We start from the raw sequence: 25,476 nt of genomic DNA on the forward strand, positions 1-25,476 counted from the left end.
GGTCACCGCCGCCGGTCGCCGCGCGCGCGGAAGAACTCGCCGGGCTCCAGGTCCCCTTCGAGGAACCGGCCCGCGACGAAACCGATGGCGCCGAGCGCCGCCACCAGCAGGAAGGCCCCGAAGCCACCGAAGTATCCGGCGAACCCGAGGGCCATGCCGGCGATCATGCCGATCACGGCCAGATTCATCGTGCGCTCCTTCTCCGGGGCCTTCTGCCAAGCCCGCTACACGTAGCCGTCACTGGAGCCGTGACTCCGGCTCTTCTTCTTCCTCGTCGGGCAGCTTCACATCGCTGACGGCGATGTTCACCTCGACGACCTCGAGGCCCGTCATGCGCTCGACGGCCGCGATCACGTTCTCCCGTACGGCGCGCGCGGTGTCCGCGATCGACACGCCGTACTCGACGACGATCTCCAGGTCGAGCGCGGTCTGCACCTCGCCGACCTCGGCCTTGACCCCGCGCGAGACGGACTTGGTGGATCCGCCTGGCACCCGGTCGCGAACGGCGCCGAAGGTCCGCGAGAGGCCGCTGCCCATCGCGTGCACTCCGAGGACGTCGCGTGCGGCGAGTCCGGCGATCTTCTCGACCACGCCGTCGGCGATGGTGGTGCGGCCGCGGCCCGCGGGGTCGCCACCGCCCTTCTTGGTCACGTTGGTCCGGCCGGCGGACGCCGATGCGGACATGTCGCCCGGCTTCTGTGCGGTGTCGCTCATCGGGGGTTTCCCCTCTTGTGAGGTGCGGGCTCCCAGCGGGATCCTGCCTTCTTTTGCCCACACTAAGTGCGGTTACCCGACCCCGCGCCCGGTATGAGGCAGCCTGGGTGGATGACGGCAGACCGATGGGCACAGGCAGTGCGGCAACAACTGGGATTCGGCAGGCTGCTGCCACTGGGCGGACCGGGTGACGGCGCGTGGATCACGGAGGGCGCGGCGGAAGCGGCGCTGCGCAGGTCCGTGGCAGCGGTGAGCGGGGTGCGTCTGGGGTCTCTGAGGATCGCCCTGGCCGATCCGAACGGCTCGTACTCGTCCGTGGTGCCGGCTCCGCCGAGCGCGCTGCCGCCGGGGCCGCTGCGGATCGGGGCGGAGTGCGCGGCGACGGCCGACGAGCCGTTGCCGGTGGCCGCGGCGCGGCTGCGGGAGGCGCTCGCGCAGGCGGCGCGGGACGGGCTCGGCCTGGTGGTGGCCGAGGTGGATCTCCAGGTGACGGCGCTGCTGGACGCCGATCCGGCGCCCGCGGAGAAGCCCGAGCCCGCCGACGCCCCGGCCGAGAAGTCCGCTCCGGACGGTGACGAGGGGCGCGCGGCACGGGCGGCACTGGGGGTCGCCGGGGTGGTGCGGCTGACGGGCGCGCTGGGCGGTCTGGGCCGGGCGGTGCACATCGAGGAAACCTCGGCGCCGGCGGCGCTGGCGCACCGGCACGTGCGTGTGGAGCTGGCGGTGGCGTCGTCGCACCGGGCCCTGGACGTGGCGCGGGCCGTCCGCGAGGCCGTGTCCACGGCACTCACCGACGGCCCGAGCGTCGCGGTGCTGGTCACCGAAGTGACCCCCTGAGTCTCCCGGCGGTGTCAGTCGCCGATGCCGGCCAGGTTCCGCAGCCGGCGCCCCTGTGCCTCGCGCTCGGCGGTGCGCTGCTTGTCGAGGGTCCGGCCGGACGCGCCCTGGAGCAGCGCCTTGGTCTCGATCACGGCGTCGCGCGGCGCGGCCAGCAGGGCGCCGGCCAGGTCGGAGACGGCCGCGTCCAACTGGTCCGCGGGCACGGCGACATTGGCGAGGCCACTGGCCACGGCCTCGTCGGCGTGCACGTAGCGCCCGGTCACGCAGATCTCCAGGGCGCGCGCGTAGCCGACGAGCGAGACGAGCGGGTGCGTGCCGGTCAGGTCCGGTACGAGGCCGAGGCTGGTCTCGCGCATGGAGAACTGCACGTCGTCGGCGACGACGCGCAGGTCGCAGGAGAGGGCGAGCTGGAAGCCCGCGCCGATCGCGTGGCCCTGGACCGCGGCGACGGACAGGATGTCGCTGCGCCGCAGCCAGGTGAAGGCGTCCTGGTACTCGGAGATCGTCGCGTCCAGGACGTCGTCGTCACCGCGCGCCAGGTCGAGGAAGGACGGCTCGCCGTCGAAACCCTCGGGCGTGAACGCCTGACGGTCCAGGCCCGCGGAGAAGGACTTGCCCTCGCCGCGCACCACGACGACGCGCACGGAGCCCGGCAGCGACCTCCCGGCTTCGGTCAACGCCCGCCACAGAGCGGGAGACTGAGCGTTGCGCTTGTCCGGGTTGGTCAGGGTCACCGTGGCGATCGCGTCGTCGACGGTGAGCCGGACCCCGTCCTTGTCGAGCAGGGGTTCGAGCGTAGCCATCTGGGCCTCCGAGTCTGCGCAGTCGTGTCCACGAAACGCCGTGAACGACCTAAGTGACTGCACAGTAACCACCCGGCCGATCGGGGAACCGACCGGGTGGTCACCGCAGGAGCCGGTGCGGCCCGCCGCCCGGGGGCGGACGGGCCGGCCGCGTCAGCTTGCCGCGGCCTTCTTGCCTCGCGTGGCCCCGCCGCGACCGCGCAGCGTGACCCCGGACTCACTGAGCATCCGGTGGACGAAGCCATACGAGCGGCCGGTCTCCTCGGCCAGCGCCCGGATGCTCGCACCGGAGTCGTACTTCTTCTTCAGGTCTGCCGCGAGCTTGTCGCGCGCGGCGCCGGTTACCCGGCTGCCCTTCTTCAGAGTCTCGGCCACCCGTGCCTCCTCGTGGGAAGTGCGCTCTGGATTTCCCATGATCACCCCTCCCGGCCGTCCTGGCCACCCATTCGGCAAGGTCCGTAGGCCGGGAATTCCCGGGGCGAAGGCGATCCACACGAGCGGAATTCGCGGTTCCGGAGGCTTTTCACACCCCCCGGAACCACCCCCTCGAAAAAACCGGCAGGTCAGCGACTGCCCAGGCGCCCCAAGGGCTCCAGGGGCGAGAAGCGGGTGAAATCCGTGTAGGACACACCTCGGTACGAGGCGATCTCACTCAGATGAAGGATCACGACTCGGCCGAATGATCCATACCGAGTGGATCATCTCTTCGATCACGCTGTGCTGACGTCTCCCGGACGGCGCGGAGCCGGTCAGGCGAGCGCGACGAGGTCCGCGTAGGTCTGGCCCCACAGGTCCTCGACGCCGTCCGGGAGCAGGATGATCCGCTCCGGCTGCAGCGCCTCGACGGCGCCCTCGTCGTGCGTGACGAGGACGACCGCGCCCTTGTAGGTGCGCAGCGCGCCGAGGATCTCCTCGCGGCTGGCGGGGTCGAGGTTGTTCGTGGGCTCGTCGAGGAGCAGCACGTTCGCCGACGAGACCACCAGGGTCGCCAGCGCGAGGCGGGTCTTCTCGCCGCCGGAGAGCACGCCGGCGGGCTTGTCGACGTCGTCGCCGGAGAACAGGAACGAGCCGAGGGTCTTGCGGACCTCGACGAGGTCCAGGTCGGGCGCGGACGAGCGCATGTTCTCCAGGACGGTGCGCTCGGGGTCGAGGGTCTCGTGCTCCTGCGCGTAGTAGCCGAGCTTGAGGCCGTGGCCCTCGATCACGTCTCCGGTGTCGGGCTTCTCGGTGCCGGCCAGGAGGCGCAGCAGCGTGGTCTTGCCCGCACCGTTCAGCCCGAGGATGACGACCCGGGAGCCCTTGTCGATGGCCAGGTCGACGTCGGTGAAGATCTCCAGCGAGCCGTAGGACTTCGACAGGCCCTCGGCCATCAGCGGCGTCTTGCCGCAGGGCGCGGGCTCGGGGAAGCGCAGCTTGGCGACCTTGTCGTTCTGGCGCACCGCCTCCAGGCCCGCGAGGAGCCGGTCGGCGCGCTTGGCCATGTTCTGCGCGGCGACCGTCTTGGTGGCCTTGGCGCGCATCTTGTCGGCCTGCGCGTTCAGGGTCGCGGCCTTCTTCTCGGCGTTCTGGCGCTCGCGCTTGCGGCGCTTCTCGTCGGCCTCGCGCTGCTGCTGGTAGAGCTTCCAGCCCATGTTGTAGACGTCGATCTGGGAGCGGTTGGCGTCCAGGTAGAAGACCTTGTTGACGACCGTCTCGACCAGGTCGACGTCGTGGGAGATCACGATGAAGCCGCCGCTGTACGTCTTCAGGTAGTCGCGCAGCCAGACGATCGAGTCCGCGTCCAGGTGGTTCGTGGGCTCGTCGAGGAGGAGGGTGTCCGCGTCCGAGAAGAGGATGCGGGCCAGCTCGATGCGGCGCCGCTGACCGCCGGAGAGGGTGTGCAGGGGCTGGCCGAGCACACGGTCCGGGAGGTTGAGCGCGGCGGCGATGGTGGCGGCCTCGGCCTCGGCGGCGTACCCGCCCTTGGTGAGGAACTCCGTCTCCTGGCGCTCGTACTGCTTGAGGGCCTTGGCCTGGGTGGCGCCCGAGCCGGTCGCGATGCGCTGCTCGTTCTCGCGCATCTTGCGCATCAGGGTGTCGAGGCCGCGGGCGGAGAGGATGCGGTCGCGGGCGAGCACGTCGAGGTCGCCGGTGCGCGGGTCCTGCGGCAGGTAGCCGACCTCGCCGGAGCGGGAGATGGTGCCGCCGGCCGGGATGCCCTCACCGGCCAGGCACTTGGTGAGGGTGGTCTTGCCCGCGCCGTTGCGCCCGACGAGGCCGATGCGGTCGCCCTTGGCGACGCGGAAGCTGGCGTTCTCGATGAGGATGCGGGCGCCTGCGCGCAGTTCGATACCGGATGCGGTGATCACGGGTGGGTCTCCAGGGCAGTGAACGGCTGATTGACGGGTCGGGGGCCGGTCTGCGCCGCTAATGCACCCAGAGAAGAAACGTCATACAGCCCAGCTTACCGGTGTGATGCAAGGGCTTTTCCCGCGCGTCCCGGTAGCCCGTTGCCCAGGGGCGTCCGGTGCGGGGCGATCCTGCCGAGGTCGTCGACCGCGATGATCTGGTCGCTCCAGTCGGTGTCGTGTCCCGCGCAGGGCTGGGCGATCAGCAGCGCGGTGCCGCGCCGCAGGGCGCCGGCCGGGGCGAACGCGCAGCCCGCGCGCGCGGGCAGCACCCAGCGCAGGTCGCCGTCGGCGGTGCGGTAGGCGGCGATGCGGTGCGGGGTGACGACGGCGAGCATCCGGGCCGCCGGGTCGAGCGGCCGGAGGACCCCGGCGCCGCCGTGCGCCCCGGGGGTGCGCAGCCAGGGCGCGGCGTCCGGGACCGCGCGGTGCCAGCGCACGGCGGCCGCGGTGCCGCGCTCGGTGTCGGTGACCAGGCCGTCGCTCCACAGCGCGAAGGCGTGCCCGGCGACGGGCAGCACGGCGAGCGCCCGCCGCCCCTCGCGCGCGTGGCGCCAGCGGGTTCCCTCGGCGTCGTACGCCTCGACGGCGCCGCCGCTCGTGCGCAGGGCGGGGGCGCCGGGCCGGTCGGCCCCGCGCGCGAGGTGGTCGCCGAACGGGTGCGGGCGGGTGCCCTGGGCCGCGCCGATCAGCAGCAGCGCGAGCAGGGTGGCGAGCAGCGGCGGGAGGGACCCGGCGCGGGTCCTGCGGGACGGGTGCCCCGGCGGACGTACGGGGTGCTCCTCCTGCCGTGCGGGGCCCTGCCCTGCCGTCGTGTCGAGCGGCAGCACCGCCATCGCACGCCCCCTCATTCCTCACCACAGGCCACGATTCAGGCGCAGAGCGTAGCCGTGGGCCGGACGGGCGGGTCGGCGGGCGGCGGCGACACGGCGTGCGCGGGCGTGCGCGTCCCCCGTTCGGCCGTCGGATCAGGGCCCGGCCCCCCATCACGTAACAGGATGAACCGGGTGGGTTCCGGTGAGAGGGCGGTACGAGCATGCAGTTCGACGACGACGCCAACCTGGACACGTCGGAGGTCCAGGACCAGCGGAGCAGCCGGGTGCCCGGCGGGCGGGCGACGATCGGCGGCGGTCTCGCCGGTCTGCTGGCGCTGGTGCTCGGCCTGTTCTTCGGCACGGACCAGTTCGGCCTCTCCTCGGACGGCTCCGGCACGCCCGCGACGTCGGTGTCGAGTGCGGCGCAGGTGCAGCAGCAGTGCCGTACGGGCTCGGACGCGAACAGCAAGGACGACTGCCGGATCGTCGCGGTGGTCAACAGCGTGCAGGACTTCTGGCAGCAGGAGTTCGCGCGCCGCAGCGCCCGGTACAGCGGTGCCTCCACGGTGTTCTTCACCAACCGGGTGGGCACGGCGTGCGGGGCGGCGACGTCGGCGGTGGGCCCCTTCTACTGCCCGGGCGACCGCAAGGTCTATCTCGACCTCGGGTTCTTCGACGAGCTGCGCACGAAGTTCGGTTCGAGCGGCGGGCCGTTCGCGCAGGCGTACGTCGTGGCGCACGAGTACGGGCACCACGTGCAGAACCTGATGGGCACCCTCTCGCGCTCGCAGGACGGCCGCACGGGGCAGAACAGCAATGCCGTGAAGGTGGAGCTCCAGGCCGACTGCTACGCGGGCGTGTGGGCCAGGAACGCGACGCGGACGCCCGACGAGTCGACCGGGCGCCCGCTGATCACCAGCCTGACCGACGCCGACATCCGGGACGGTCTGGACGCGGCCGCCGCGGTCGGCGACGACCGGATCCAGGAGCGCTACCAGGGCCGGGTGACGCCCGAGTCGTGGACGCACGGCTCGGCCCAGCAGCGCCAGCAGTGGTTCTACCAGGGCTACAGGACCGGCGACATGGCCCAGTGCAACACCTTCAAGTAGGCCGTCAGGCCCCGCCGGTGTGGACCTGGAAGGCGGCGCGGCGGACGGCCTTGGCGAGGGCCGGGTCGGGGTGGGCGGCGGCGAGGGCGACGAGCACCTGCACGGTGCGGGGGTGGCCGACGGCGCGGACCTCCTCGATCAGCGCGGGCACGGTGGGCTGCACGGCGGACTCCAAGTGGCGCACGAGGAGCGGGGCTTCACCGTGGTCGGCGACGGCCGCGGCGGTGTCGACCCACAGCCAGGTGGCCTCCTCGCGGGTGAGGACCGTGTGCACGTCCTCGGGGTCGGCGCCCTCCGCCTCGGCGAGCCAGAGCAGCGCGTAGGGGCGCAGGCCCGGTTCGTCGGCGGCGCGCCGCACCTCGGGCTCGGCGGGGCCGCCGACGACGCGCAGCGCCTCGAAGGCGAGGCCGCGCAGCAGGGCGTCCTCGCCGCGGGCCGCCTCGATCAGCTCGATGACGGCGGTGCCGACGTCGCGCGCGGCGAGCCAGGCGCGGTACTCGGCGCGGGCCGCGTTGGGCCGCAGGCGGGCGCAGCCGCGCAGCATGTCCTCGGCGCTGACCTCGATGTTGCCCGCCGGGGACTGGGCGGCGACGCAGATCTGCTCCAGCTTGACCCAGACCGCCCAGTTGCCGAGCGGGGTGAGGGTGGCCTGGCCGTCGGTGTAGGTGAGCGCGCCGACGGAGGCGAGGCCGTCCAGGGACCAGTCGAGCAGCGGGCGCAGCGGGGTGTCCTCGGGCGGCGTCGGCTCCGGCTGCGGTCCGAAGGGGATCTCGCAGCGCTCGGTGCGCAGTTCGGTGACCCGCTGGTCGAGGAGGTCCAGGAGCTGGGCCGCCGCGACGGGGCCCGCCATCAGCTGGAGGAAGGACAGCAACTGCGGGACGGCCTCGACCACTTCGGCGACCGCGGCGGGCTCCAGGGCGTCCGGCGCCGGGTGGACCAGCGACCAGGCGTCGAACAGGGCGACCCAGCCGCGCAGCACGGCGGTGTCGTCGCGGTCCCAGGCGCGCAGCCGCCAGCCGGGGCGGGCGCTGTCGCCGTGCACCTCGACGAGGCCGGCGAGGCGTGCGGTGTCCCAGTCGGCGCGGACCTGGCCCACGGCCAGACCGAGGTCGTCGGCGGCGCGGCGCGCGGTGACGTCGGAGAGGGTGCCCTTCCCGTCCCCGGCGGAGGTGTTGCCGCCGGGGTTGAGCGTGGTGTCCGCCCAGCGCGCCACGCGGACGGCGGCGGCCAGGCCCTCGCGCGCGGTGCGGGCGAGTTCGGCGGGGGGCGGGGTGCCCTCCGGGGGGCGCGGGGCGGGACGGGCCACTCGGCGCGGGGCAGCGGGGGCCAGCGGCTGGCGGCGGGGGCGGACTAGTCGGAGCCTGGAGTCGCGCGGGGTACGGGACGTCACTGGAGCAGTCTCCAGGGTGACCCCGTGAATTCCCAAACGCGGCCCTGTGTTCGGCGCTCGTCCCGGGGTGCGGGGCCTGCCGTCCGGGCCCCGCACCGGCGTTCACATCAGCGGCGTCAGGAAGCGGCGGAGGGTCTCCTCGTACCGCTTCGGGTCCGCGTTCCACATGCCGTTGTGCGGGGCCTCGTCGACGGCGTGCAGGGAGACCAGGTCGGGGCGGCGGGCGGCCAGCCGGCGGGAGAGGGCCCAGGGGGCGACCTCGTCGTCGGGGCCGTGCAGCACGAGGGTGGGGACCTTGAGCAGCCGTGGGTCCGCGGCGTCCGCGAGCCGGTCACCGGTCAGGCCGGTGCGCCCCTGGGCGGCGCGCACCGCCAGCGGCAGCAGCGCGCCCGGGGTGCGGCGGGCGGCGGCCAGCGCGCGCAGGGTGGCCTCCCAGGACAGCACCGGGCTGTCCAGGACCAGGCCGGCGATGCGGTCGCGCAGCGCGGAGTGGGCGGCGGCGTGCAGGGCCATCGCGGCGCCGGTGGAGAAGCCGATGACGACGACGCGGCGGGCTCCGTAGCGCACGGCGTAGCGCAGGGCCGCGTCCAGGTCGCGCCACTCGGACTCGCCGAGGTGGTTCAGGCCGTCCGGGGAGCGGGGTGCGCCGAGGTCGCCGCGGTAGGCGAGGTCGAGGACGGGGAACTGCTGGTGGTGCAGGAACTCCATGAGGTTCATGGGGTGTTCGCGGGTGGTGCCGAGTCCGTGCACCGTGATGATCCAGGTGTCGCGGACGCCGGGCACGAACCAGGCGGGCAGTGCGCCGAGTTCGCCCGGGACGTCGATGTCGGCGTGGTCGAGGCCGAGCGCGGCCTTGGGGTCGCCGATGTGCACCTGGGGCGTGAGCCAGGCCCTGGCGCCGGGTCCGAGGGTGCCGTGGGTGACCCGCTCCAGGCGGCGTACGACGGTGTCCGCCGCGTGCGGGGCCGAGTCGACGACCGGTCCGACGACGGCGTGGAAGCCGTCGCCCGCGAGCCCGTAGGTGCCGGGGTACTGGGAGGCCAGGTCGCGGGTGAGGGTGATGTGCCCCGCGGCGACGGCGTGGACGGTGAGCCGGGGCTCGGTGGGCAGGGGGCGTCCTGCGGGCGCCTTGAGCGCGGCGTCGCTGGCCAGTCGGCCGGCGGCGATGGCGGCGGCCGAGGCCCCGATGACGGCGGTGACGGCAGCGGCCGTCGCTTTGGCGGTGCGCACTCGTCCAGTGTCGGCGCCCGGGCGCGCCCGGGCCAGCGGGACGGAGGATGCGAGTGACGGGCGTACCGGACGGGGCGGAAAGTGCGTACGGGTTCTTCTCACCGGGCCTCCTCGCTTCGCTGGGTCCCCCTACGAGTGCTCCGCGCGGCGTTTCGTACGCCTCCCGCGGGGCGAGGGGCGCCCGGCGGCGGTCAGCGCGTCGGGGCGGGCCGGCCGTATCCGTCGAGCCGCCGGGCCGCTTCCGCCATCTGTGTGTCGCTCAGCAGTGAGGGGCGCAGACCGGGGACGGAGTGGGCCGTGAGCCAGAGGCGGCACATCCATTCCAGCTGGGCGGTGCGGTCGTAGGCCTGGGCGAGGGAGTCCCCGTGGGCGACGGTCCCGTGGTTCTGCAGGAGACAAGCGGTGCGCCCGGTCAGAGCGGCGAGCATGTTCTCGGCCAACTCCTCCGTGCCGTAGGTCGCGTAGGGGGCGACCCGGACGGTGCCGCCGAGGGCCGCGGCCATGTAGTGGACGGGCGGGAGTTCCGGGACGAGCGTGGAGACGGCGGTGGCGTGCACCGCGTGGGTGTGCACGACGGCCCGCGCGGAGGTGTTCCGGTAGAGGGCGAGGTGCATGGGCAGTTCGCTGGTGGGGGTGAGGGTTCCGGCGCGGTGGGTGCCGTCGGGGCCGACGGCGACGAGATCGTCCGGGCCGAGCCGGTCGTACGGGACGCCGCTCGGGGTGACGAGGATCAGATCCTCGTCGCGGTCGCCGTCGCCGACGCGTACGGAGACATTGCCGGAGGTGCCGACGACGAGCCCGTCGGCGACCGTTCTGCGGGCCGTGGCCAGCAGCTCTTCCCAGGCCTGTGCGTGATCTGCCGGATCCGTCATGGCGGCATCCTGCCAGCCGGGGAGGGTCCCGGCCGAGTGCGGAACGAAGGAGTCCGGTAGCTCCGTTATGGGCACGTATCCCCCTACTGAGGGTGATTGGCTGGGGTTCGACGGGCACGTCGGGATCTTCCGGTAATCTCTGGGGGATTTGTCATGCACGTCGCCATTCGGGGGGAAATATGGCTCGTGACAGCAAACCGTCCCGTCGTCGTGCGCTCCTGTTCGCGACGGTGACCGTCACCGCACTGACCATGGGGGCGACGGTCCTGACGGAGCTGCCGGTCCAGGCGGCGGCGAGGCCGAGGGGTCACGACGTCTCGTCGCACCAGAAGCATGTCGACTGGTCCAAGACGAAGAGGAAGGGGGCCAGGTTCACCTATGTGAAGGCGACCGAGTCCACGACCTACAAGAATCCCTACTTCTGGAAGCAGTACGACGGTGCCCGCGGCGCCGGCATCATCCGGGGCGCCTATCACTTCGCGGTGCCCGACAAGTCCTCCGGCCGCGCCCAGGCCGCGTACTTCGTGCGCAACGGCGGGGACTGGAAGGCGGACGGCTGGACTCTGCCGCCCGCGCTCGACATCGAGTTCAACCCGTACGACTCGCACAAGTGCTACGGCATGAGCAAGCGCAAACTGGTCGCGTGGATCTCGTCGTTCAGCGTCGAGGTGCTGCGGCTGACCGGCCGGCACCCGGTGATCTACACGAACTACCACTGGTGGAAGATCTGCACCGGCAACAGCGGTGCCTTCGCGGTCAACCACGCCCTGTGGCTCGCGCGCTACGACCAGAGCGCGGGGGCGCTGCCCAGGGGATGGTCGTACTGGACCTTCTGGCAGTACGACAACCGCGGCGGACTGCCGGGTGACCAGAATCTCTTCAACGGGTCGATGGCCCAGCTGAGGAGGTTCGCCCTGGGCTAGCCGGAACAGGGACCAAAGTCCCACGGAACCCGGTATTCCGGGGCTCCGAGGGGTCTCGTCCCGGGCCGATCCGGAGTCAATGCCACCACCACGCGCCAAGCGGAGTGACGGCGCTCCGGATCGGGTCACCGCAACGCCCAGCCCAGTTCATCTTCCGTTCACCCGGCGTGCTTACGTTCGAACCGCCACTGACGTCCAACCGAAGCCTGGGTAAATGGAACACATCACGCTGCTCCTTGCGATCGTGATCGTTACCGCACTGGTTTTTGATTTCACCAACGGTTTCCACGACACAGCCAACGCGATGGCGACGACCATCTCGACCGGCGCCCTGAAGCCGAAGACGGCGGTGGCCATGTCCGCCGTGCTGAACCTCGTCGGAGCGTTCCTCTCGGTCGAGGTCGCCAAGACCATCTCCGGCGGCATCATCAATGAGGACGGCCTCAGAACAGAGGTCATCTTCGCGGCGCTCGTGGGCGCCATCCTCTGGAATCTGCTGACCTGGCTGCTCGGTCTGCCGTCCAGCTCCTCGCACGCCCTGTTCGGCGGCCTCATCGGCGCCGCGGTCATGTCGATGGGCTGGTCCTCGGTCGACGGCGGCACCGTCGTCACCAAGATCCTGCTTCCCGCGGTCGCCGCGCCGATCGTCGCCGGCCTCGCCGCGATGCTCGCCACGCGCCTGACCTACCGGATCAGCGCCAAGACCGACGCGAAGGCCACCGCCAAGGGCTACCGCGCCGGCCAGATCGCCTCGGCCGGACTCGTCTCGCTGGCGCACGGCACGAACGACGCGCAGAAGACGATGGGCATCATCACCCTCGCCCTGATCACCGGCGGAGTCATCGCCCCGGACGCCGACCCGCCGCTGTGGGTCATCGTCTCCGCCGGCACGGCCATCGCCCTCGGCACCTACCTCGGCGGCTGGCGGATCATCCGCACCATGGGCAAGGGCCTCACCGACCTCGCGCCGCAGCAGGGCTTCGCCGCCCAGACCTCGGCCGCGACGGCGATCCTCGCCTCCTCGCACATCGGCTTCTCGCTCTCCACCACCCAGGTCTGCTCCGGCGCCGTCATGGGCTCCGGTCTCGGCCGCAAGGGCGGTGTCGTCCGCTGGTCGACCGCGACCCGGATGTTCGTCGCGTGGGGTCTGACCCTGCCGGCCGCCGGTCTGGTCGGCGCGGGCGCCGAGTTCCTCACCAAGCAGGGCCCGTGGGGCGTCGGTCTCACCGCCGCGCTGCTCGTGGTCGGCTCGGGCGTCATCTGGAAGCTCTCGCGCCGTGACTCCATCGACCACACGAACGTCACCGATGACGAGGTCGGCAGCGCCGCGGCGCCGGCCGCGGAGCCCGCGGGCGTCGTGACCACGGCCATCGCGGCGGTCACCCCGCCGCCCGTCGGCACCCTGGTCACCGGCGAGTCCGAGGAAGTCAAGGCGACCATCCCGGCCCCCGCGCCGGCCGACCCCGCGCGCCCCGCCGGCGCCACGCTGTAAGGAAGCAGGACCAGCTATGAAGATCGACTGGGCAGCTCTCGGCTCCGTGTTCGGAGTCAGCCTCGTGGTCACCGTGGCCCTGGTGGGCCTGTTCACCCTCGGCATCGTCGGACTCTCCAAGAAGGAGTCGGCGGCGCAGCGGGGCGACTCGGCGACGCTCGTCGTCTCCGGCGCGTACGCGTGCTTCGCGGCGTGCGCGGCGGCCGTGGCGTACGGGATCTTCCTGATCGTGGCCTGATCCACGGCAGTCATTTCGGCGGGCCCGGACCTTTCTGGTCCGGGCCCGCCGTGTCTGTGTGCGGTGCGGCCTGTCGTGTGTCGGGTGCCGCTCTCGTCGTGGCCGGTCGCGCAGTTCCCCGCGCCCCTGAAACGAGCTTCGCTCGTCCAGGGGAACTGCACGGCCGGCCACGGCGGTGGCAAGCGGGGCGCGAACCGCTGTGGACCTCCCCACACTCTCCCGCCCCAGGTCAACAGCAAGTTGACGCACCTTCGCGGAGCGTGGTGCACTGCCAACGCCATATACGGCAGCAGGTGAGGAAGCCGGTGCGAATCCGGCGCGGTCCCGCCACTGTGAGTCCCCGGTCACCCGGGGACGAGCCAGGAACTCCCGCTGCCGGTCTCGTCGAACCAGGGCGTGGACACCCTGAGTGAGGACAACTACCGCCATGTTCGCCCCGCGCGGCGTCATGCGGCCCGGGCGCGTGTTCGCGTACGGGGCCGCCACAGGACTGTTGAGCGATCTGCTCGTCGGTGATCCGCGCCGTGGGCATCCTGTCGCCGGGTTCGGGCGGGCCGCGGGCGCCGTCGAGCGGGTGCTGTGGCGGGACCACCGCGGCTGGGGCGCGCTGCACACCCTGGTCTGCGCCGGTGGCGCCGCCGCCGTCGGAGCCGCCGCCTCGCGCGCCGTACGCCGCTCCCCCGCCGCCGCCGTCGCGCTGACGGCCGCCGCGACCTGGGCCGTGGTCGGCGGGACCTCGCTGGGCCGGGAGGCGCGGGCGATCGGCTCCGCGCTGGAGGCCGGGGACGTCGAGCTGGCCAGGGAACTGCTGCCGCGGCTGTGCGGGCGCGACCCGCAGGGCCTGGACGCGGACGGGATCGCCCGGGGCGTCGTCGAGTCGGTCGCCGAGAACACCTCCGACGCCGTGGTGGGCGCGCTGGTGTGGGGCGCCGTCGGCGGGGTGCCGGGGCTGCTCGCCTTCCGCGCCGTGAACACGCTCGACGCGATGGTCGGGCACAAGTCCGTGAAGTACCGCCGGTTCGGCTGGGCCTCGGCGCGCTTCGACGATGTCGCGGGCTGGCCGGGGGCCCGGCTCACCGGCGCCCTCGCCGTCCTGGCCGGCGGGCGGCCCCGCGCCGCGCTGGCCGCGTGGCGGGCGGACGCCGGCCGGCACCCGAGCCCCAACGCCGGGGTCGTCGAGGCCTCCTTCGCGGGCGCGCTCGGGGTACGGCTCGGCGGCACCCTGTCGTACGCGGGACGGGTCGAGCACCGGCCGGTGCTGAACGCCGCGGGGCGGGCGGTCCGGGTGACCGATGTGGAACGGGCCGCGCGGTTGTCGCGGCGGGTGAGTGTGCTGGCGCTGGGAGTCTGTGTGGGCGGGCGGTTGCTGTGGGGTCGTCGATGAACCGGGGCGGGCTGCTCGTCGCGGGCACCACCTCCGACGCGGGAAAGAGTGTCGTCACCGCCGGGATCTGCCGGTGGCTGGTGCGGCAGGGCGTGAAGGTAGCGCCGTTCAAGGGGCAGAACATGTCCCTCAATTCGTTCGTCACCCGCGAGGGCGCCGAGATCGGGCGGGCGCAGGCGATGCAGGCGCAGGCCGCCCGCGTCGAGCCGACCGCGCTGATGAACCCGGTGCTGCTCAAGCCCGGCAGCGATCGCAGCAGCCAGGTCGTGCTGATGGGCAGGCCGGTGGGCGAGATGAGCGCGCGCGGCTATCACGGCGGGCGGCAGGCCGCCCTGCTGGACACCGTCGTGGGATGCCTGGAGGAGTTGCGGGGCAGTCATGACGCTGTGATCTGCGAGGGCGCCGGGTCCCCGGCCGAGATCAATCTGCGGCGGACCGACATCGTGAACATGGGCGTCGCGCGCGCCGCCCGGCTGCCGGTGCTGGTCGTCGGCGACATCGACCGGGGCGGGGTCTTCGCCTCGTTCTTCGGTACGACGGCGCTGCTCGCGCCCGAGGACCAGGAACTGCTCGCCGGGTATCTGGTGAACAAGTTCCGCGGTGACGTGAGCCTGCTGGAGCCCGGCCTCGACATGCTCAAGTCCCTCACGGGGCGCGACACTTACGGCGTTCTGCCGTATCAGCACGGCCTCGGCATCGACGAGGAGGACGGGCTGCGGGTCTCCCTGCGGGGCACCGTGCGGGAGTCCGTGGTCGCGCCGCCGGTGGGCGAGGACGTGCTGCGGGTCGCGGTGTGCGCGGTGCCGCTGATGTCGAACTTCACCGACGTGGACGCGCTGGCCGCCGAGCCGGGTGTCGTCGTGCGATTCGTGGACCGGGCCGAGGAACTCGTCGACGCGGACCTGGTGGTCGTGCCGGGCACCCGCGGGACCGTGAAGGCCCTGGAGTGGCTGCGCGAGCGCGGGCTCGCGGACGCGCTGGCCCGGCGGGCCGCCGAGGGGCGGCCGGTGCTCGGCATCTGCGGTGGCTTCCAGGTGCTCGGTGAGCGCATCGAGGACGACGTCGAGTCGCAGGCCGGGGTCGTCGACGGGCTCGGACTGCTGCCCGTACGCGTGCGGTTCGCCGCCGAGAAGACCCTCGCCCGGCCCGTCGGCGAGGCCCTCGGGTCGTCCGTCGAGGGGTACGAGATCCATCACGGGGTCGCCGAGGTGCTGGGCGGGGAGCCCTTCCTCGACGGGTGCCGGGTGGGGGCCGTGTGGGGGACGCACTGGCACGGGTCGCTGGAGTCGGACGACTTCCGGCGGGCTTTTCTGCGGGAGGTCGCCTCGGCGGCCGGGCGGCGGTTCGTTCCGGCGGCGGGCACGTCGTTCGCCGATCTGCGCGAGGAGCAGTTGGACCGGCTCGGGGATCTGATCGAGCGGCATGCCGATACGGACGCGTTGTGGCGGTTGATCGAGGGGGGTGCGCCGGTGGGGTTGCCGTTCGTGCCGCCCGGAGCGCCGTCGTGAGTGCGGTGGCGGGAGGTCGCCCCCGCCGCCCCTTCCCGTCCCGTCCCCGGGGGCTCTGCCCCCGGACCCCCCATGGTTCGTTTTCGTGTGCGCGTTCGGTGGGGCTTCCCGCGCAGTTCCCCGCGCCCCTGACGGGGCGCCCCAAGTCAACGGAGGATCACGGCTGATGTCTGTCCCTTATCCGTTCACCGCCGTCGTCGGGCAGGACGATCTGCGGCTCGCTCTGCTGCTCAACGCCGTGTCGCCCGCCGTCGGGGGTGTGCTCGTGCGCGGGGAGAAGGGGACCGCCAAGTCCACCGCCGTGCGGGCCCTTTCGGCGTTGATGCCCTCGGTCGACGTGGTCGCCGGGTGCCGGTTCTCGTGCGATCCCGCGAGCCCCGACCCGCAGTGCCCCGACGGGCCGCACGAGGAGGGCGGCGGGGGCGAACGCCCGGCCCGGATGGTCGAGTTGCCGGTCGGCGCCTCCGAGGACCGGCTCGTCGGCGCGCTCGACATCGAGCGGGCGCTGGCAGAGGGCGTGAAGGCCTTCGAGCCGGGGCTGCTCGCCGACGCGCACCGCGGGATCCTGTACGTCGACGAAGTGAACCTGCTGCACGACCACCTCGTGGACCTGCTGCTCGACGCCGCCGCCATGGGTGCCTCGTACGTGGAGCGCGAGGGCGTCTCCGTACGGCATGCGGCGCGCTTCCTCCTCGTCGGGACCATGAACCCCGAAGAGGGCGAACTGCGGCCGCAGTTGCTCGACCGGTTCGGGCTGACCGTCGAGGTCGCCGCGTCCCGGGAGCCGAAGCAGCGCGTCGAGGTCGTGAAGCGGCGGCTCGCCTACGACGACGGCCCCGACGCCTTCGTCGCGCAGTGGGCCGGCGAGGAGGCCGACGTGCGGGCGCGGATCGTCGCCGCGCGCGCCCTGCTGCCCGAGGTACGGCTCGGCGACGACGCGCTGACGCAGATCGCGGCGACCTGTGCCGCGTTCGAGGTGGACGGCATGCGGGCCGACATCGTGATGGCGCGGACCGCGTCCGCGCTCGCCGCGTGGGCCGGGCGCACCGAGGTGCTGTCGGAGGACGTGCGGCAGGCCGCGCTGCTCGCACTGCCGCACCGCAGGCGGCGCAACCCGTTCGACGCGCCGGGGCTCGACGAGGACAAGCTCGACGAGACGCTGGACGAGTTCGGCCCCGACCGGCCGGACGACGACCCGGAGCCCGACCCGGACCCGAACGGGCCGGACGACGACGGCGGTGGCGGTGGCGGCGGGGTTCCGCCGCAGAGCGGCCCGGCGGACGACGGCGGCGCGGCGCAGGAGGAGGCCCCGGCCGAGGCGCCCGCGCCCGGTGGCGGGGCGCCCCAGGAACAGCGGGCCGTGTCGGCCGGCGAGCCGTTCCGTACGAAGATGCTGAGCGTGCCGGGCCTCGGCGAGGGCGCGGCCGGGCGGCGCTCCCGGGCGCGCACCGAGCACGGCCGCACGACGGGCTCCGTACGCCCCCGGGGGAATCTGACCAAGCTGCACCTGGCGGCCACCGTGCAGGCGGCCGCACCCCATCAGCGGGCCCGGGGCCGCAGCGGGCCCGGGCTCGTCGTGCGCCGGGACGATCTGCGGCAGGCGACCCGGGAGGGGCGCGAGGGCAACCTCGTGCTTTTCGTGGTCGACGCCTCCGGGTCGATGGCGGCACGCAAGCGGATGGGCGCCGTGAAGGGCGCGGTGCTCTCGCTGCTCCTCGACGCCTACCAGCGCCGGGACAAGGTGGGGCTCGTGACCTTCCGGGGCACGGGCGCCGAGGTGGCGCTGCCGCCGACGTCCAGCGTGGACGCCGCCGCGGCCCGCCTCGAATCGCTGCCGACCGGTGGGCGTACGCCGCTGGCCGCCGGGCTGCTCAAGGCGCACGAGGTGCTGCGCGTGGAGCGGCTGCGGGACCCGGCGCGGCGGCCGCTGCTCGTCGTCGTGACCGACGGGCGGGCCACGGGCGGTCCCGAGCCGGTCCAGCTGGCCGCGCGGGCCGCCGGACTGCACGCCGCCGAGGGCACCGCCAGCGTGGTCGTGGACTGCGAGAGCGGCCTGGTGCGGCTCGGTCTCGCCGGGGAGCTGGCCGGCCGGCTCGGCGGGCAGGTCGTGACGCTGGACGAGCTGCGGGCGGATTCCCTCGCCGGTCTCGTCAAGGACGTACAGGGAACCAACACCACCAGCAGGAGGGCCGCCTGATGCCGCAGGGACAGCCGAGTGTCGTACCGGACGACGGACTGACGACCCGTCAGCGCCGCAACCGTCCGCTGGTGTTCGTGCACACGGGCATCGGCAAGGGCAAGTCGACGGCCGCCTTCGGTCTCGCGCTGCGCGCCTGGAACCAGGGCTGGCCGATCGGGGTGTTCCAGTTCGTGAAGTCGGCGAAGTGGAAGGTCGGCGAGGAGAACGCGCTGAAGGTGCTGGGCGCCTCCGGCGAGGGCGGCACCGTCGACTGGCACAAGATGGGCGAGGGCTGGTCCTGGGTCCAGCGGGACGATCAGGCGGACAACGAGGAGAAGGCCCGCGAGGGCTGGGAGCAGGTCAAGCGGGACCTGGCCGCCGAGACGTACAAGCTGTACGTGCTCGACGAGTTCGCCTACCCGCTGCACTGGGGCTGGATCGACGTCGACGAGGTCGTCCAGGTGCTGCGCGACCGGCCCGGCACCCAGCACGTGGTCATCACGGGCCGCAACGCGCCCGAGAAGCTGGTCGAGTTCGCGGATCTCGTGACCGACATGTCGAAGGTGAAGCACCCCATGGACGCGGGTCAGAAGGGCCAGCGAGGCATCGAGTGGTGACGAACGTCCCCCGGCTCGTCGTCGCCGCACCCGCGTCCGGGTCGGGCAAGACGACGGTGGCGACCGGTCTGATGGCCGCGTTCGCCGAGCGCGGGCTCGCCGTGTCGCCGCACAAGGTCGGCCCGGACTACATCGACCCGGGCTACCACGCGCTCGCGACCGGCCGGCCCGGCCGGAACCTGGACGCGTACATGTGCGGTCCCGAGCTGATCGGCCCGCTGTTCGCGCACGGCGCGCAGGGCTGTGAACTCGCGGTCGTGGAAGGCGTGATGGGCCTGTTCGACGGCGTCTCGGGCGCGGGCGAGCTGGCGTCCACGGCGCATGTCGCCAAGCTGCTCAAGGCGCCCGTCGTGCTGGTCGTCGACGCGTCGTCGCAGTCGCGGTCGGTGGCGGCGCTGGTGCACGGCTTCGCGTCGTTCGACCCTGAGGTGCGCCTCGCGGGCGTCATCCTCAACAAGGTCGGCTCCGAGCGCCACGAGCAGTTGCTGCGCGAGGCCCTGGAGGAGGTCGGCGTCCCGGTGTACGGGGCGCTGTACCGCACCCCGCAGGTGGCCACCCCGTCCCGCCACCTGGGCCTGGTCCCGGTGGCGGAACGCAGCACGGAGGCCCTCGACTCGGTCCGGGCGTCGGCGGCGATGGTCAGGGAGGGCTGCGACCTGGAGGGCCTGCTGGCGCTGGCGAGGACAGCTCCCCCGCTCGTGACGGAGGCCTGGAGTGCAAGCGCCCCGTCGGGGGCGCGGGGAACTGCGCGAGAGGCGGCGACCGGGCCGCACACACCCACGAAACCGATCGTGGCAGTGGCAGCAGGCGCAGCCTTCACCTTCTCCTACGCCGAACACACGGAACTCCTCACGGCGGCCGGCGCGGAGGTCGTCCCCTTCGACCCCCTCCACGACGAACACCTCCCGGAGGGCACCGCGGCGCTGGTCATCGGTGGCGGCTTCCCGGAGGTCTACGCCCCGGACCTGTCGGCCAACGAACAGCTCCGCAAGGACGTGGCCACGCTGGCCGCCACCGGCGCCCCGGTCGTCGCGGAATGCGCGGGCCTGCTGTACCTGGCCCGCTCCCTCGACGGCAAGGCGATGTGCGGGGTCCTGGACGCCGATGCCCGGATGTCCGGGCGTCTCACGCTCGGCTACCGGGACGCGGTCGCGATCGGCGACAGCGTGCTGGCCCCTGCGGGGACCCGGATGCGCGGCCACGAGTTCCACCGCACCGTCATCGAACCGGGCGCGGGCCCGGCGCCCGCGTGGGGCATGCGGCTGCCCGCTCCGCGCGTCGAGGGGTTCGTGCAGCAGGGCGTGCACGCCAGCTATCTGCACACGCACTGGGCGGCGCTGCCGGACATCGCCCACCGGCTGGTGGAGCGGTGTCCGGGGTGAGCGGCGGCTCAGCCCGCTATGCCCACGACGAGCCAGATGAAGGCCGCGCCCGCCACCGTGGCGGCCAGGGTCGAGCGCGCCGGGTGGTCGTGGTGGGCCTCGGGCAGGATCTCGGCGGCGGCCAGGTAGAGCAGGACGCCGCCGAAGAAGCCGAGATAACCGCCGAGCAATTGCTCCGGAATGGTGAACAGCAGCGTCGAAGCGGCGCCCACCACCGGGGCCGCCGCGTCGGCGAACAGCATCATCAGCGCCTTGCGGCGGGCGTTCCCGTACAGCCGGGTCAGCGTGTACGTGTTGAAGCCGTCGGCGAAGTCGTGGGCGATCACCGCGAGCGCCACGGCGAGGCCCATCCCGCCGCCCACCTGGATCGCGGCGCCGATCGCCATGCCGTCCATGAGGCTGTGCCCGACCATCGCGGACGCGGCGGTGAGGCCCACCTCGGGGGCCCGGCCGTTCTCGGTCTCCGCGGCGCCGTGGGCGGCCTTCCGCTGGGCGAGGAGGTGTTCCAGGACGTGCGCGCCGAGGAATCCGGCGACGAACAGCAGCAGCGCCGCGGGCACACCGAAGACCGGCCCTCCCGCCGCTTCCAGGGCCTCCGGCAGCAGGTCGAGGCCGACCACGCCGAGCATGAGACCGCCCGCCAGTCCGAGCACCAGATGGCGCCGGTCGGTGACCCTCTGCGCGGTCCAGCCGCCGATCAGGGTCATCAGAAAGGCGCCGAGCGCCACGAACACCGCCATAAGCCCTTGCTAACTCATCCGACCCCCGAGACGCACATCATGACCTGCGGCCCGGACCGGCTCGTCGGCGGGGTCGGGGCCCGCGCCGGAGTCACCGCCGACGAGGTGCTGGCCCTGGTGCGGGAGGTGCTGGCCGAGGCGGGGGCCGCCCCCGGCGCGCTGACCGCGCTCGCGACGGCCGAGGCGAAGGGGCGGGAGCCGGGGATCGTGCGGGCCGCCGCGCTGCTCGGGGTGCCGCTCGTGACGTATCCGGCGGCGCGGCTGGCCGCCGTACCGGTCCCGCACCCCTCGAAGGAGGTGCGGGACGCCGTGGGTACGCCGTCCGTCGCGGAGGCGGCCGCGCTCGCCGCCGGGGGTGAGCTGCTGGTTCCCAAGAGAACGGCGCGCGGGGCCGCCGGAGGGCGCGGGAGGGTGACTTTCGCGCTGGCGCGCGCCGGGTAGGGTCCGGACCCTCCCTCCACCCGCCCGTCCCGTCCGTACCCCGCTAGGAGTCCGTCCCGTGCTCACCCCTCCCCCGGCCCTGCTCGCCGCGCTCGAACAGCGGCTCGACGAATCCGGCGGCACCGGTGCCCGCACCCCGCACGACCGGGCCGACACGACCGTGCTGCTCGTCGGGCACGGCTCGCCGGACCCGGCCGTGAACGCCGAACTCACCGCCACCGCACGGCTGTTGTGGGAGGGCAGCGGTTACGCGGGAGTGGAGACGGCGTTCGTGTCGGGGGCGGCGCCCGATGTACCGGCCGGGCTCGACCGGTGCACGGCGCTCGGGGCGCGGCGCGTGGTCCTGCTGCCGTACGAGGCGTCGGTGGCGGGTCGCTGCCGGGCCCAGGCCGCGGGGTGGAGCGCCGCGCATCCGGAGGTGACGGTGGTGCGGTGCGAGGCGCCCGAGGTGCCGGGCGCCGATGCGGACGGGCCCGATCTGCGTCATCACGGGGACGCGGAAGTCCGCGACGAGGGCGAGAAGTTGACGGATCTCGCGGTGAACGTCCGTACGGGGACACCGCCCCTGTGGCTGCGGGAGCGGATCGGCGCTGCGCTGGAGGGGCTCGCCGCGTATCCGGACGGGCGGGCGGCGCGGGCGGCGGTGGCGGCGCGGCACGGGGTCCCGGTGGAGCGGGTGCTGCTGACGTTGGGCGCGGCCGAGGCGTTCGTGCTGATCGCGCGGGCGCTCGGGGCGCGGCGGCCCGTCGTGGTCCATCCGCAGTTCACGGAGCCGGAGGCGGCGCTGCGGGACGCCGGGCACGCGGTGCGGCGGGTGCTGCTGCCGGAGGAGGACGGGTTCCGGCTCGATCCCCGGCTGGTGCCGGGCGACGCGGATCTCGTCGTGCTCGGCAATCCGACCAATCCGACCTCGGTGCTGCATCCCGCCGACACGGTGGCGCGGCTCGCACGTCCCGGCCGGGTGCTGGTCGTGGACGAGGCGTTCATGGACGCGGTCCCGGGCGAGCGGGAGTCCCTCGCCGGGCGCACGGACGTGCCGGGTCTCGTCGTGCTGCGGAGCCTGACGAAGACCTGGGGGCTCGCCGGGCTGCGCATCGGGTACGTGCTGGCCGCGCCGGACGTCGTCGCGGCGCTGGAGCGGGCCCAGCCGCTGTGGCCGGTGTCGTCGCCCGCGCTGGTCGCGGCCGAGGCGTGTGTGTCGGCGCGCGGGGTCGCCGAGGCCGAGGCGGCGGCGCGGGACATCGCGGACGACCGGGCCCATCTGGTGGACCTGCTCGGGGAGTTGGCCGCCTTCGGGGTGCGCGTGGCCGGGCCCGCGCAGGGGCCCTTCCTGCTCGTCCGGGTGCCGGACGCCGCCGGGGTGCGGGAGCGGCTGCGGGCGGCCGGGGTCGCGGTGCGGCGCGGCGACACGTTCCCGGGGCTCGGGCGGGACTGGGTGCGGGTGGCCGTGCGGGACCGGCGGACCGGCGCGGCGTTCGTCACGGCGCTGCGGGAGGTGCTGACCGCGGAGTGACGCGCGCCGCGCCCGCTCCGGCTACTCGCCCTGGACGATCTGCTGCTTGAGCGGTGTCAGGCGGTCCGCTATCGCCGTGATGAGCGACTGTTCCACGCCCGCCGTCTCCAGGGAGTCGGCGAGGTGGGTGACCACGCGGTCGAAATCCGCCCCGGTCAGGCCGAGCCGGGCGTGCGCCTCGCCGAGCGGGCGGCCCCGGTACGCTTCGGGGCCGCCCAGTGCCGCGGCGATGAAGGTCCGCTGATGGGCCTTCAGTGTCGGGAGGTCGGTGGTGCGGAAGTGCGGCGACAGGTCGTCGTCCGCCAGGACCTTGGCATAGAAGAGGTCGACCACGGCTGCCACCGCGGGGGCTCCGCCCACCGCCTCGTAGACACTCTGCTCACTCATGGCGATCGAACGTATCTGCGGAACCGGACATTCGGTACCGCTGTGACGGATGCTACGCGCGCGAACGGCGTCCCTTGCGTGCCATCGCGACCGCGCCGCCGCCCGCGACGAGCAGCACGATCGCGCCGCCCGCGATGTACGGCGTGTTCGAGTCGCCGCCGGTCTCCGCCAGGTCGGCCTTGGTCTCGGTCTTCGGCTCCGTCTTGTTCTCGACCGGGGCGGCCTCCACCGGCTTCTCCGGCTTGCCGCCCTGCGGCTTCGGGTCCTCCGCCGGGGCCGCCTTGGGGGCGGTGCAGGTGGCGCCGGCGAGGGTGACCTCGCCGTTGACCTCCGCGACGTTCAGCTTCAGCGGGTTCACCGAGACCTTGAGGTGCAGGGCCGAGGCGGCCGCCGTGGTCGACGTCGTGGAGGTCTCGGACAGGGCGAGGGAGACCTCGCCGATCTGCGGGACGTCGACGCGGGTCGTGCCGCCCGCCGTCAGCGTGACCTTCTTGCCGAGGACGGTGACCGAGCCGAGCAGGTTCGACTCCGCGACCGGCTTCTTGCCGGCCTCGCACAGCGCCTTCGACGTGACCTGGTCGACCTGGATGAGGGAGAGCACGGGCAGGCCGGGGACGTGGACCTTGGCGTGGACGAGCTGCGTGAAGCCCTCCGCCTTCTTGTCGTCCACGGTGGCCCTGGCCTTGGCCACGTCGGCGCGGAGCACGCTGAACGGCTGTCCGCCGTCGACGCCGTCCAGGCGCGCGGTCAGCGCGGTCTTCTCGGCGCTCGCGGGGGCCTGCACCTCGTTGAGCGCGACCCTCAGCGGGACGTTCACCGTCTTGTTGAGGAGCGAGACGTCCAGGCCCGTGCGCAGGACCACCGCGCCGGCCTTGCCGCCGTGGTCGCCGGTGGCCGCCGCCGGGCCAGCGGTCGCGAGCGCGGCGGGGCCGGCGGCGAGGACGGCGGCGGTGGCCGTCACGGCGAGTCGGTGGGTGCGACGAGTACGGCGGGACGGGGCGTTGCTGGTGCTGGACATGCTGGAAAGACCCCCCAGGGGTGGGACTGCGGAAACGGGACGTGGTGTCGGCGGCGGGCGGGGCGGGCCGCGTCACGGGGACATCGCACGGCACCGCGCCGGGATCACCGTCGCCGACGAAGGAATCTTTACGCACTGAGAGTGAACAAGCAGCAACCAGGCGTGAGTTCACTCCAAAGGGGGGTTTCCGCGCAGGTCTTCGAATCTGATGGCGCTGTTGTTCCCTGGCGTCCCTCTTGTCGCCCGTACGCCGGGGGATCGCCGGTGTCAGCGCGGGCGCGAACAAGTTGTGTGCAACGAGCACGCGCGACCGCGGGTCACGCTGCGTGTCAACACCGGCCCGCAGCCGCGAGAGGAGCTCAGCCCACCACCCGGCCGCGGAGCACCACGCGGCGCGGCGCCGCCAGAACGCCGACGTCCGCCCGGGGGTCGGCCCCGTACACCACCAGATCGGCCGGGGCCCCCTCCTCCAGGCCGGGTCGCCCGAGCCACTCCCGGGCCCCCCACGCCGTGGCCGACAGCGCCTCCCGCGCGGGGATGCCCGCGCGGACCAGCTCGGCGACCTCGGCGGCCACCAGACCGTGGGCCAACGAGCCACCGGCATCGGTGCCGACGAACACCGGGATCCCGGCGTCGTACGCGGAGCGCACCGTGTCGTAGCGGCGTTCGTACAGCCGCCGCATGTGCGCGGACCAGCGCGGGAACTTCTGCTCGCCCCCGGCCGCGAGGTCCGGGAACGTCGCGATGTTGACCAGGGTGGGCACGATGGCGACCCCGCGCTCGGCGAAGAGCGGGATCAGCTCGTCGGTGAGGCCGGTGGCGTGCTCGATGCAGTCGATGCCCGCCTCCACCAGATCGCGGAGCGAGTCCTCGGCGAAGCAGTGGGCCGTCACCCGGGCCCCGAGCCGGTGCGCCTCCGCGATCGCGGCCTCGACGGCGTCGCGGGGCCAGCACGCGCCGAGGTCCCCGGTGCCCCGGTCGATCCAGTCGCCGACCAGCTTGACCCAGCCGTCGCCGCGCCGGGCCTCCTGGGCGACGTACGCGACGAGGTCCTCGGGCTCGATCTCATGGGCGTAGTTGCGGATGTAGCGGCGGGTGCGGGCGATGTGCCGGCCGGCCCTGATGATGCGCGGCAGGTCCTCGCGGTCGTCGATCCAGCGGGTGTCGGAGGGCGAGCCCGCGTCGCGCAGGAGGAGCGTGCCCGCGTCCCGGTCGGTCAGGGCCTGCTTCTCGGCGGTATCGGCGGGGACCGGGCCGTGGGCGTCGAGGCCCACGTGACAGTGCGCGTCGACCAGACCGGGCAGCACCCAGCCGTCGACCGTCGTCACGTCCTGGCCCGCCGTGACCGGCCGGTCGTAGGTGACGCGGCCGCCGACCACCCACAGCTCGTCGCGTACGTCGTCGGGCCCGGCCAGCACCCGGCCCCTCACATGCAGCACCCCGCCATCGGTCATGGAACGAAGCCTAGAGGCGCGATGGGTACGCTCGTCATCG

General features: G+C 73.4%; 25 protein-coding genes, 1 pseudogene and 1 riboswitch. Of the genes and pseudogenes, 13 read left to right on the top strand and 13 right to left on the bottom strand.

Translation table 11 applies throughout. The features are described 5' to 3' along the window. Nucleotides 1-2: 2 nt before the first annotated feature. Together ABZ930_RS14835 and ABZ930_RS14840 are read right to left on the bottom strand one after the other, a co-directional pair. Nucleotides 3-188 (bottom strand): hypothetical protein, encoded by a 186-nt coding sequence (locus ABZ930_RS14835; RefSeq protein ID WP_353941762.1) that lies wholly within the window; start codon nucleotides 186-188, stop codon nucleotides 3-5. Nucleotides 189-237: 49 nt separating this feature from the next. Then, complete coding sequence (locus tag ABZ930_RS14840; protein WP_361547230.1) at nucleotides 238-684, bottom strand: Asp23/Gls24 family envelope stress response protein; 447 nt, start codon at nucleotides 682-684, stop codon at nucleotides 238-240. Nucleotides 685-825: 141 nt separating this feature from the next. Between ABZ930_RS14840 and ABZ930_RS14845 the strand changes: the two genes are divergently transcribed. After that, nucleotides 826-1,551 (top strand): nucleopolyhedrovirus P10 family protein, encoded by a 726-nt coding sequence (locus ABZ930_RS14845; protein WP_361547013.1) that lies wholly within the window; start codon nucleotides 826-828, stop codon nucleotides 1,549-1,551. A gap of 14 nt (nucleotides 1,552-1,565) precedes the next feature. Here ABZ930_RS14845 and ABZ930_RS14850 read toward each other — a convergent pair whose 3' ends face one another. The 4 genes from ABZ930_RS14850 to ABZ930_RS14865 all read right to left on the bottom strand — a co-directional run bounded on the left by ABZ930_RS14850 (nucleotide 1,566) and on the right by ABZ930_RS14865 (nucleotide 5,580). After that, entirely contained in the window at nucleotides 1,566-2,357 is a 792-nt protein-coding gene (locus tag ABZ930_RS14850; RefSeq protein WP_361547016.1) for an enoyl-CoA hydratase/isomerase family protein, read from the bottom strand. Between the two features lie 153 nt (nucleotides 2,358-2,510). Continuing rightward, the gene (locus tag ABZ930_RS14855; protein ID WP_018533414.1) at nucleotides 2,511-2,732 is read right to left on the bottom strand and encodes a helix-turn-helix domain-containing protein; all 222 of its coding nucleotides are present in this window, start codon (nucleotides 2,730-2,732) and stop codon (nucleotides 2,511-2,513) included. 374 nt (nucleotides 2,733-3,106) lie between these two features. After that, nucleotides 3,107-4,705, bottom strand: a complete 1,599-nt coding sequence (locus ABZ930_RS14860; protein ID WP_361547020.1) for an ABC-F family ATP-binding cassette domain-containing protein — start codon at nucleotides 4,703-4,705, stop codon at nucleotides 3,107-3,109. A 95-nt stretch (nucleotides 4,706-4,800) separates the two neighbouring features. Beyond that, the gene (locus ABZ930_RS14865) at nucleotides 4,801-5,580 is read right to left on the bottom strand and encodes a hypothetical protein (RefSeq protein WP_361547023.1); all 780 of its coding nucleotides are present in this window, start codon (nucleotides 5,578-5,580) and stop codon (nucleotides 4,801-4,803) included. 200 nt (nucleotides 5,581-5,780) lie between these two features. Here ABZ930_RS14865 and ABZ930_RS14870 point away from each other — a divergent pair, with 200 nt between their 5' ends. Further along, a complete protein-coding gene (locus ABZ930_RS14870) occupies nucleotides 5,781-6,668 on the top strand; it encodes a neutral zinc metallopeptidase (protein WP_361547026.1) in 888 nt (295 codons plus the stop codon). Nucleotides 6,669-6,672: 4 nt separating this feature from the next. On the opposite strand, the gene ABZ930_RS14875 is transcribed toward ABZ930_RS14870, so the two are convergent. The 3 genes from ABZ930_RS14875 to ABZ930_RS14885 all read right to left on the bottom strand — a co-directional run bounded on the left by ABZ930_RS14875 (nucleotide 6,673) and on the right by ABZ930_RS14885 (nucleotide 10,160). Continuing rightward, nucleotides 6,673-8,058: a hypothetical protein gene (locus tag ABZ930_RS14875; RefSeq protein ID WP_361547029.1), complete on the bottom strand. Its 1,386-nt coding sequence runs from the start codon at nucleotides 8,056-8,058 to the stop codon at nucleotides 6,673-6,675. Nucleotides 8,059-8,160: 102 nt separating this feature from the next. Further along, nucleotides 8,161-9,288 carry an alpha/beta hydrolase gene (locus ABZ930_RS14880; RefSeq protein WP_361547032.1) on the bottom strand — a complete coding sequence of 376 codons (1,128 nt, stop codon included), beginning with the start codon at nucleotides 9,286-9,288 and terminating at the stop codon, nucleotides 8,161-8,163. Between the two features lie 191 nt (nucleotides 9,289-9,479). Then, a complete protein-coding gene (locus ABZ930_RS14885; RefSeq protein WP_361547035.1) occupies nucleotides 9,480-10,160 on the bottom strand; it encodes a class II aldolase/adducin family protein in 681 nt (226 codons plus the stop codon). Between the two features lie 179 nt (nucleotides 10,161-10,339). Here ABZ930_RS14885 and ABZ930_RS14890 point away from each other — a divergent pair, with 179 nt between their 5' ends. The 8 genes from ABZ930_RS14890 (at nucleotide 10,340) to ABZ930_RS14925 (ending at nucleotide 19,883) form a co-directional block, all read left to right on the top strand. Continuing rightward, on the top strand, nucleotides 10,340-11,083 hold the full coding sequence (locus tag ABZ930_RS14890) for a lysozyme (RefSeq protein WP_361547037.1): 744 nt from the start codon (nucleotides 10,340-10,342) through the stop codon (nucleotides 11,081-11,083). A 214-nt stretch (nucleotides 11,084-11,297) separates the two neighbouring features. Then, entirely contained in the window at nucleotides 11,298-12,575 is a 1,278-nt protein-coding gene (locus tag ABZ930_RS14895; protein ID WP_361547040.1) for an inorganic phosphate transporter, read from the top strand. Nucleotides 12,576-12,591: 16 nt separating this feature from the next. Then, nucleotides 12,592-12,813 carry a hypothetical protein gene (locus tag ABZ930_RS14900; RefSeq protein ID WP_361547043.1) on the top strand — a complete coding sequence of 74 codons (222 nt, stop codon included), beginning with the start codon at nucleotides 12,592-12,594 and terminating at the stop codon, nucleotides 12,811-12,813. A 257-nt stretch (nucleotides 12,814-13,070) separates the two neighbouring features. Next, nucleotides 13,071-13,203, top strand: a riboswitch (cobalamin riboswitch). Nucleotides 13,204-13,261: 58 nt separating this feature from the next. Beyond that, nucleotides 13,262-14,197 carry a cobalamin biosynthesis protein gene (locus ABZ930_RS14905; RefSeq protein WP_361547233.1) on the top strand — a complete coding sequence of 312 codons (936 nt, stop codon included), beginning with the start codon at nucleotides 13,262-13,264 and terminating at the stop codon, nucleotides 14,195-14,197. Then, nucleotides 14,194-15,705 (top strand): cobyric acid synthase, encoded by a 1,512-nt coding sequence (locus tag ABZ930_RS14910; protein ID WP_361547046.1) that lies wholly within the window; start codon nucleotides 14,194-14,196, stop codon nucleotides 15,703-15,705. Before ABZ930_RS14905 ends, ABZ930_RS14910 begins: the two co-directional genes overlap by 4 nt. 166 nt (nucleotides 15,706-15,871) lie before the next feature. Further along, the gene (locus ABZ930_RS14915; RefSeq protein ID WP_361547049.1) at nucleotides 15,872-17,902 is read left to right on the top strand and encodes a putative cobaltochelatase; all 2,031 of its coding nucleotides are present in this window, start codon (nucleotides 15,872-15,874) and stop codon (nucleotides 17,900-17,902) included. Beyond that, on the top strand, nucleotides 17,902-18,501 hold the full coding sequence (gene cobO / locus ABZ930_RS14920) for a cob(I)yrinic acid a,c-diamide adenosyltransferase (RefSeq protein WP_351458788.1): 600 nt from the start codon (nucleotides 17,902-17,904) through the stop codon (nucleotides 18,499-18,501). Before ABZ930_RS14915 ends, cobO begins: the two co-directional genes overlap by 1 nt. Beyond that, nucleotides 18,495-19,883, top strand: coding sequence for a cobyrinate a,c-diamide synthase (locus ABZ930_RS14925; protein WP_361547052.1), 1,389 nt, complete (start codon nucleotides 18,495-18,497; stop codon nucleotides 19,881-19,883). Before cobO ends, ABZ930_RS14925 begins: the two co-directional genes overlap by 7 nt. Before the next feature lie 8 nt (nucleotides 19,884-19,891). Here the strand turns inward: ABZ930_RS14925 and ABZ930_RS14930 are convergent, their stop codons facing one another. Beyond that, nucleotides 19,892-20,623, bottom strand: a complete 732-nt coding sequence (locus tag ABZ930_RS14930; RefSeq protein ID WP_361547055.1) for a ZIP family metal transporter — start codon at nucleotides 20,621-20,623, stop codon at nucleotides 19,892-19,894. 39 nt (nucleotides 20,624-20,662) lie between these two features. Here ABZ930_RS14930 and ABZ930_RS14935 point away from each other — a divergent pair, with 39 nt between their 5' ends. From ABZ930_RS14935 to cobC, 3 genes and pseudogenes are all read left to right on the top strand, one after another. Continuing rightward, nucleotides 20,663-21,064 (top strand): cobalamin biosynthesis protein, encoded by a 402-nt coding sequence (locus ABZ930_RS14935; RefSeq protein ID WP_361547058.1) that lies wholly within the window; start codon nucleotides 20,663-20,665, stop codon nucleotides 21,062-21,064. A gap of 160 nt (nucleotides 21,065-21,224) precedes the next feature. Then, a pseudogene (locus tag ABZ930_RS14940) lies at nucleotides 21,225-21,407 on the top strand (CbiX/SirB N-terminal domain-containing protein); the annotation flags it as partial. A gap of 84 nt (nucleotides 21,408-21,491) precedes the next feature. Continuing rightward, nucleotides 21,492-22,577, top strand: a complete 1,086-nt coding sequence (cobC, locus tag ABZ930_RS14945; protein ID WP_361547236.1) for an Rv2231c family pyridoxal phosphate-dependent protein CobC — start codon at nucleotides 21,492-21,494, stop codon at nucleotides 22,575-22,577. A 21-nt stretch (nucleotides 22,578-22,598) separates the two neighbouring features. On the opposite strand, the gene ABZ930_RS14950 is transcribed toward cobC, so the two are convergent. The 3 genes from ABZ930_RS14950 to ABZ930_RS14960 form a co-directional block, all read right to left on the bottom strand. Next, the gene (locus ABZ930_RS14950; RefSeq protein ID WP_361547061.1) at nucleotides 22,599-22,964 is read right to left on the bottom strand and encodes a group 1 truncated hemoglobin; all 366 of its coding nucleotides are present in this window, start codon (nucleotides 22,962-22,964) and stop codon (nucleotides 22,599-22,601) included. A gap of 52 nt (nucleotides 22,965-23,016) precedes the next feature. Further along, nucleotides 23,017-23,982 carry an SCO1860 family LAETG-anchored protein gene (locus ABZ930_RS14955; protein WP_361547065.1) on the bottom strand — a complete coding sequence of 322 codons (966 nt, stop codon included), beginning with the start codon at nucleotides 23,980-23,982 and terminating at the stop codon, nucleotides 23,017-23,019. Nucleotides 23,983-24,341: 359 nt separating this feature from the next. Next, entirely contained in the window at nucleotides 24,342-25,436 is a 1,095-nt protein-coding gene (locus ABZ930_RS14960; RefSeq protein ID WP_361547068.1) for an amidohydrolase family protein, read from the bottom strand. Between the last annotated feature and the right edge of the window lie 40 nt (nucleotides 25,437-25,476).

The organism is Streptomyces sp. NPDC046716, assembly GCF_040645755.1.
In the GTDB taxonomy this organism is placed as follows: domain Bacteria; phylum Actinomycetota; class Actinomycetes; order Streptomycetales; family Streptomycetaceae; genus Streptomyces.

What these genes read in the sequence shown, in the direction of transcription:
- ABZ930_RS14835 (WP_353941762.1), bottom strand. Translation starts at nt 188, where the DNA reads ATGAATCTGGCCGTGATCGGCATGATCGCCGGCATGGCCCTCGGGTTC.
- ABZ930_RS14840 (WP_361547230.1), bottom strand. Translation starts at nt 684, where the DNA reads ATGTCCGCATCGGCGTCCGCCGGCCGGACCAACGTGACCAAGAAGGGC.
- ABZ930_RS14845 (WP_361547013.1), top strand. Translation starts at nt 826, where the DNA reads ATGACGGCAGACCGATGGGCACAGGCAGTGCGGCAACAACTGGGATTC.
- ABZ930_RS14850 (WP_361547016.1), bottom strand. Translation starts at nt 2,357, where the DNA reads ATGGCTACGCTCGAACCCCTGCTCGACAAGGACGGGGTCCGGCTCACC.
- ABZ930_RS14865 (WP_361547023.1), bottom strand. Translation starts at nt 5,580, where the DNA reads ATGGCGGTGCTGCCGCTCGACACGACGGCAGGGCAGGGCCCCGCACGG.
- ABZ930_RS14870 (WP_361547026.1), top strand. Translation starts at nt 5,781, where the DNA reads ATGCAGTTCGACGACGACGCCAACCTGGACACGTCGGAGGTCCAGGAC.
- ABZ930_RS14885 (WP_361547035.1), bottom strand. Translation starts at nt 10,160, where the DNA reads ATGACGGATCCGGCAGATCACGCACAGGCCTGGGAAGAGCTGCTGGCC.
- ABZ930_RS14890 (WP_361547037.1), top strand. Translation starts at nt 10,340, where the DNA reads ATGGCTCGTGACAGCAAACCGTCCCGTCGTCGTGCGCTCCTGTTCGCG.
- ABZ930_RS14895 (WP_361547040.1), top strand. Translation starts at nt 11,298, where the DNA reads ATGGAACACATCACGCTGCTCCTTGCGATCGTGATCGTTACCGCACTG.
- ABZ930_RS14900 (WP_361547043.1), top strand. Translation starts at nt 12,592, where the DNA reads ATGAAGATCGACTGGGCAGCTCTCGGCTCCGTGTTCGGAGTCAGCCTC.
- ABZ930_RS14905 (WP_361547233.1), top strand. Translation starts at nt 13,262, where the DNA reads ATGCGGCCCGGGCGCGTGTTCGCGTACGGGGCCGCCACAGGACTGTTG.
- ABZ930_RS14910 (WP_361547046.1), top strand. Translation starts at nt 14,194, where the DNA reads ATGAACCGGGGCGGGCTGCTCGTCGCGGGCACCACCTCCGACGCGGGA.
- ABZ930_RS14915 (WP_361547049.1), top strand. Translation starts at nt 15,872, where the DNA reads ATGTCTGTCCCTTATCCGTTCACCGCCGTCGTCGGGCAGGACGATCTG.
- cobO (WP_351458788.1), top strand. Translation starts at nt 17,902, where the DNA reads ATGCCGCAGGGACAGCCGAGTGTCGTACCGGACGACGGACTGACGACC.
- ABZ930_RS14930 (WP_361547055.1), bottom strand. Translation starts at nt 20,623, where the DNA reads ATGGCGGTGTTCGTGGCGCTCGGCGCCTTTCTGATGACCCTGATCGGC.
- ABZ930_RS14935 (WP_361547058.1), top strand. Translation starts at nt 20,663, where the DNA reads ATGACCTGCGGCCCGGACCGGCTCGTCGGCGGGGTCGGGGCCCGCGCC.
- ABZ930_RS14950 (WP_361547061.1), bottom strand. Translation starts at nt 22,964, where the DNA reads ATGAGTGAGCAGAGTGTCTACGAGGCGGTGGGCGGAGCCCCCGCGGTG.
- ABZ930_RS14955 (WP_361547065.1), bottom strand. Translation starts at nt 23,982, where the DNA reads ATGTCCAGCACCAGCAACGCCCCGTCCCGCCGTACTCGTCGCACCCAC.
- ABZ930_RS14960 (WP_361547068.1), bottom strand. Translation starts at nt 25,436, where the DNA reads ATGACCGATGGCGGGGTGCTGCATGTGAGGGGCCGGGTGCTGGCCGGG.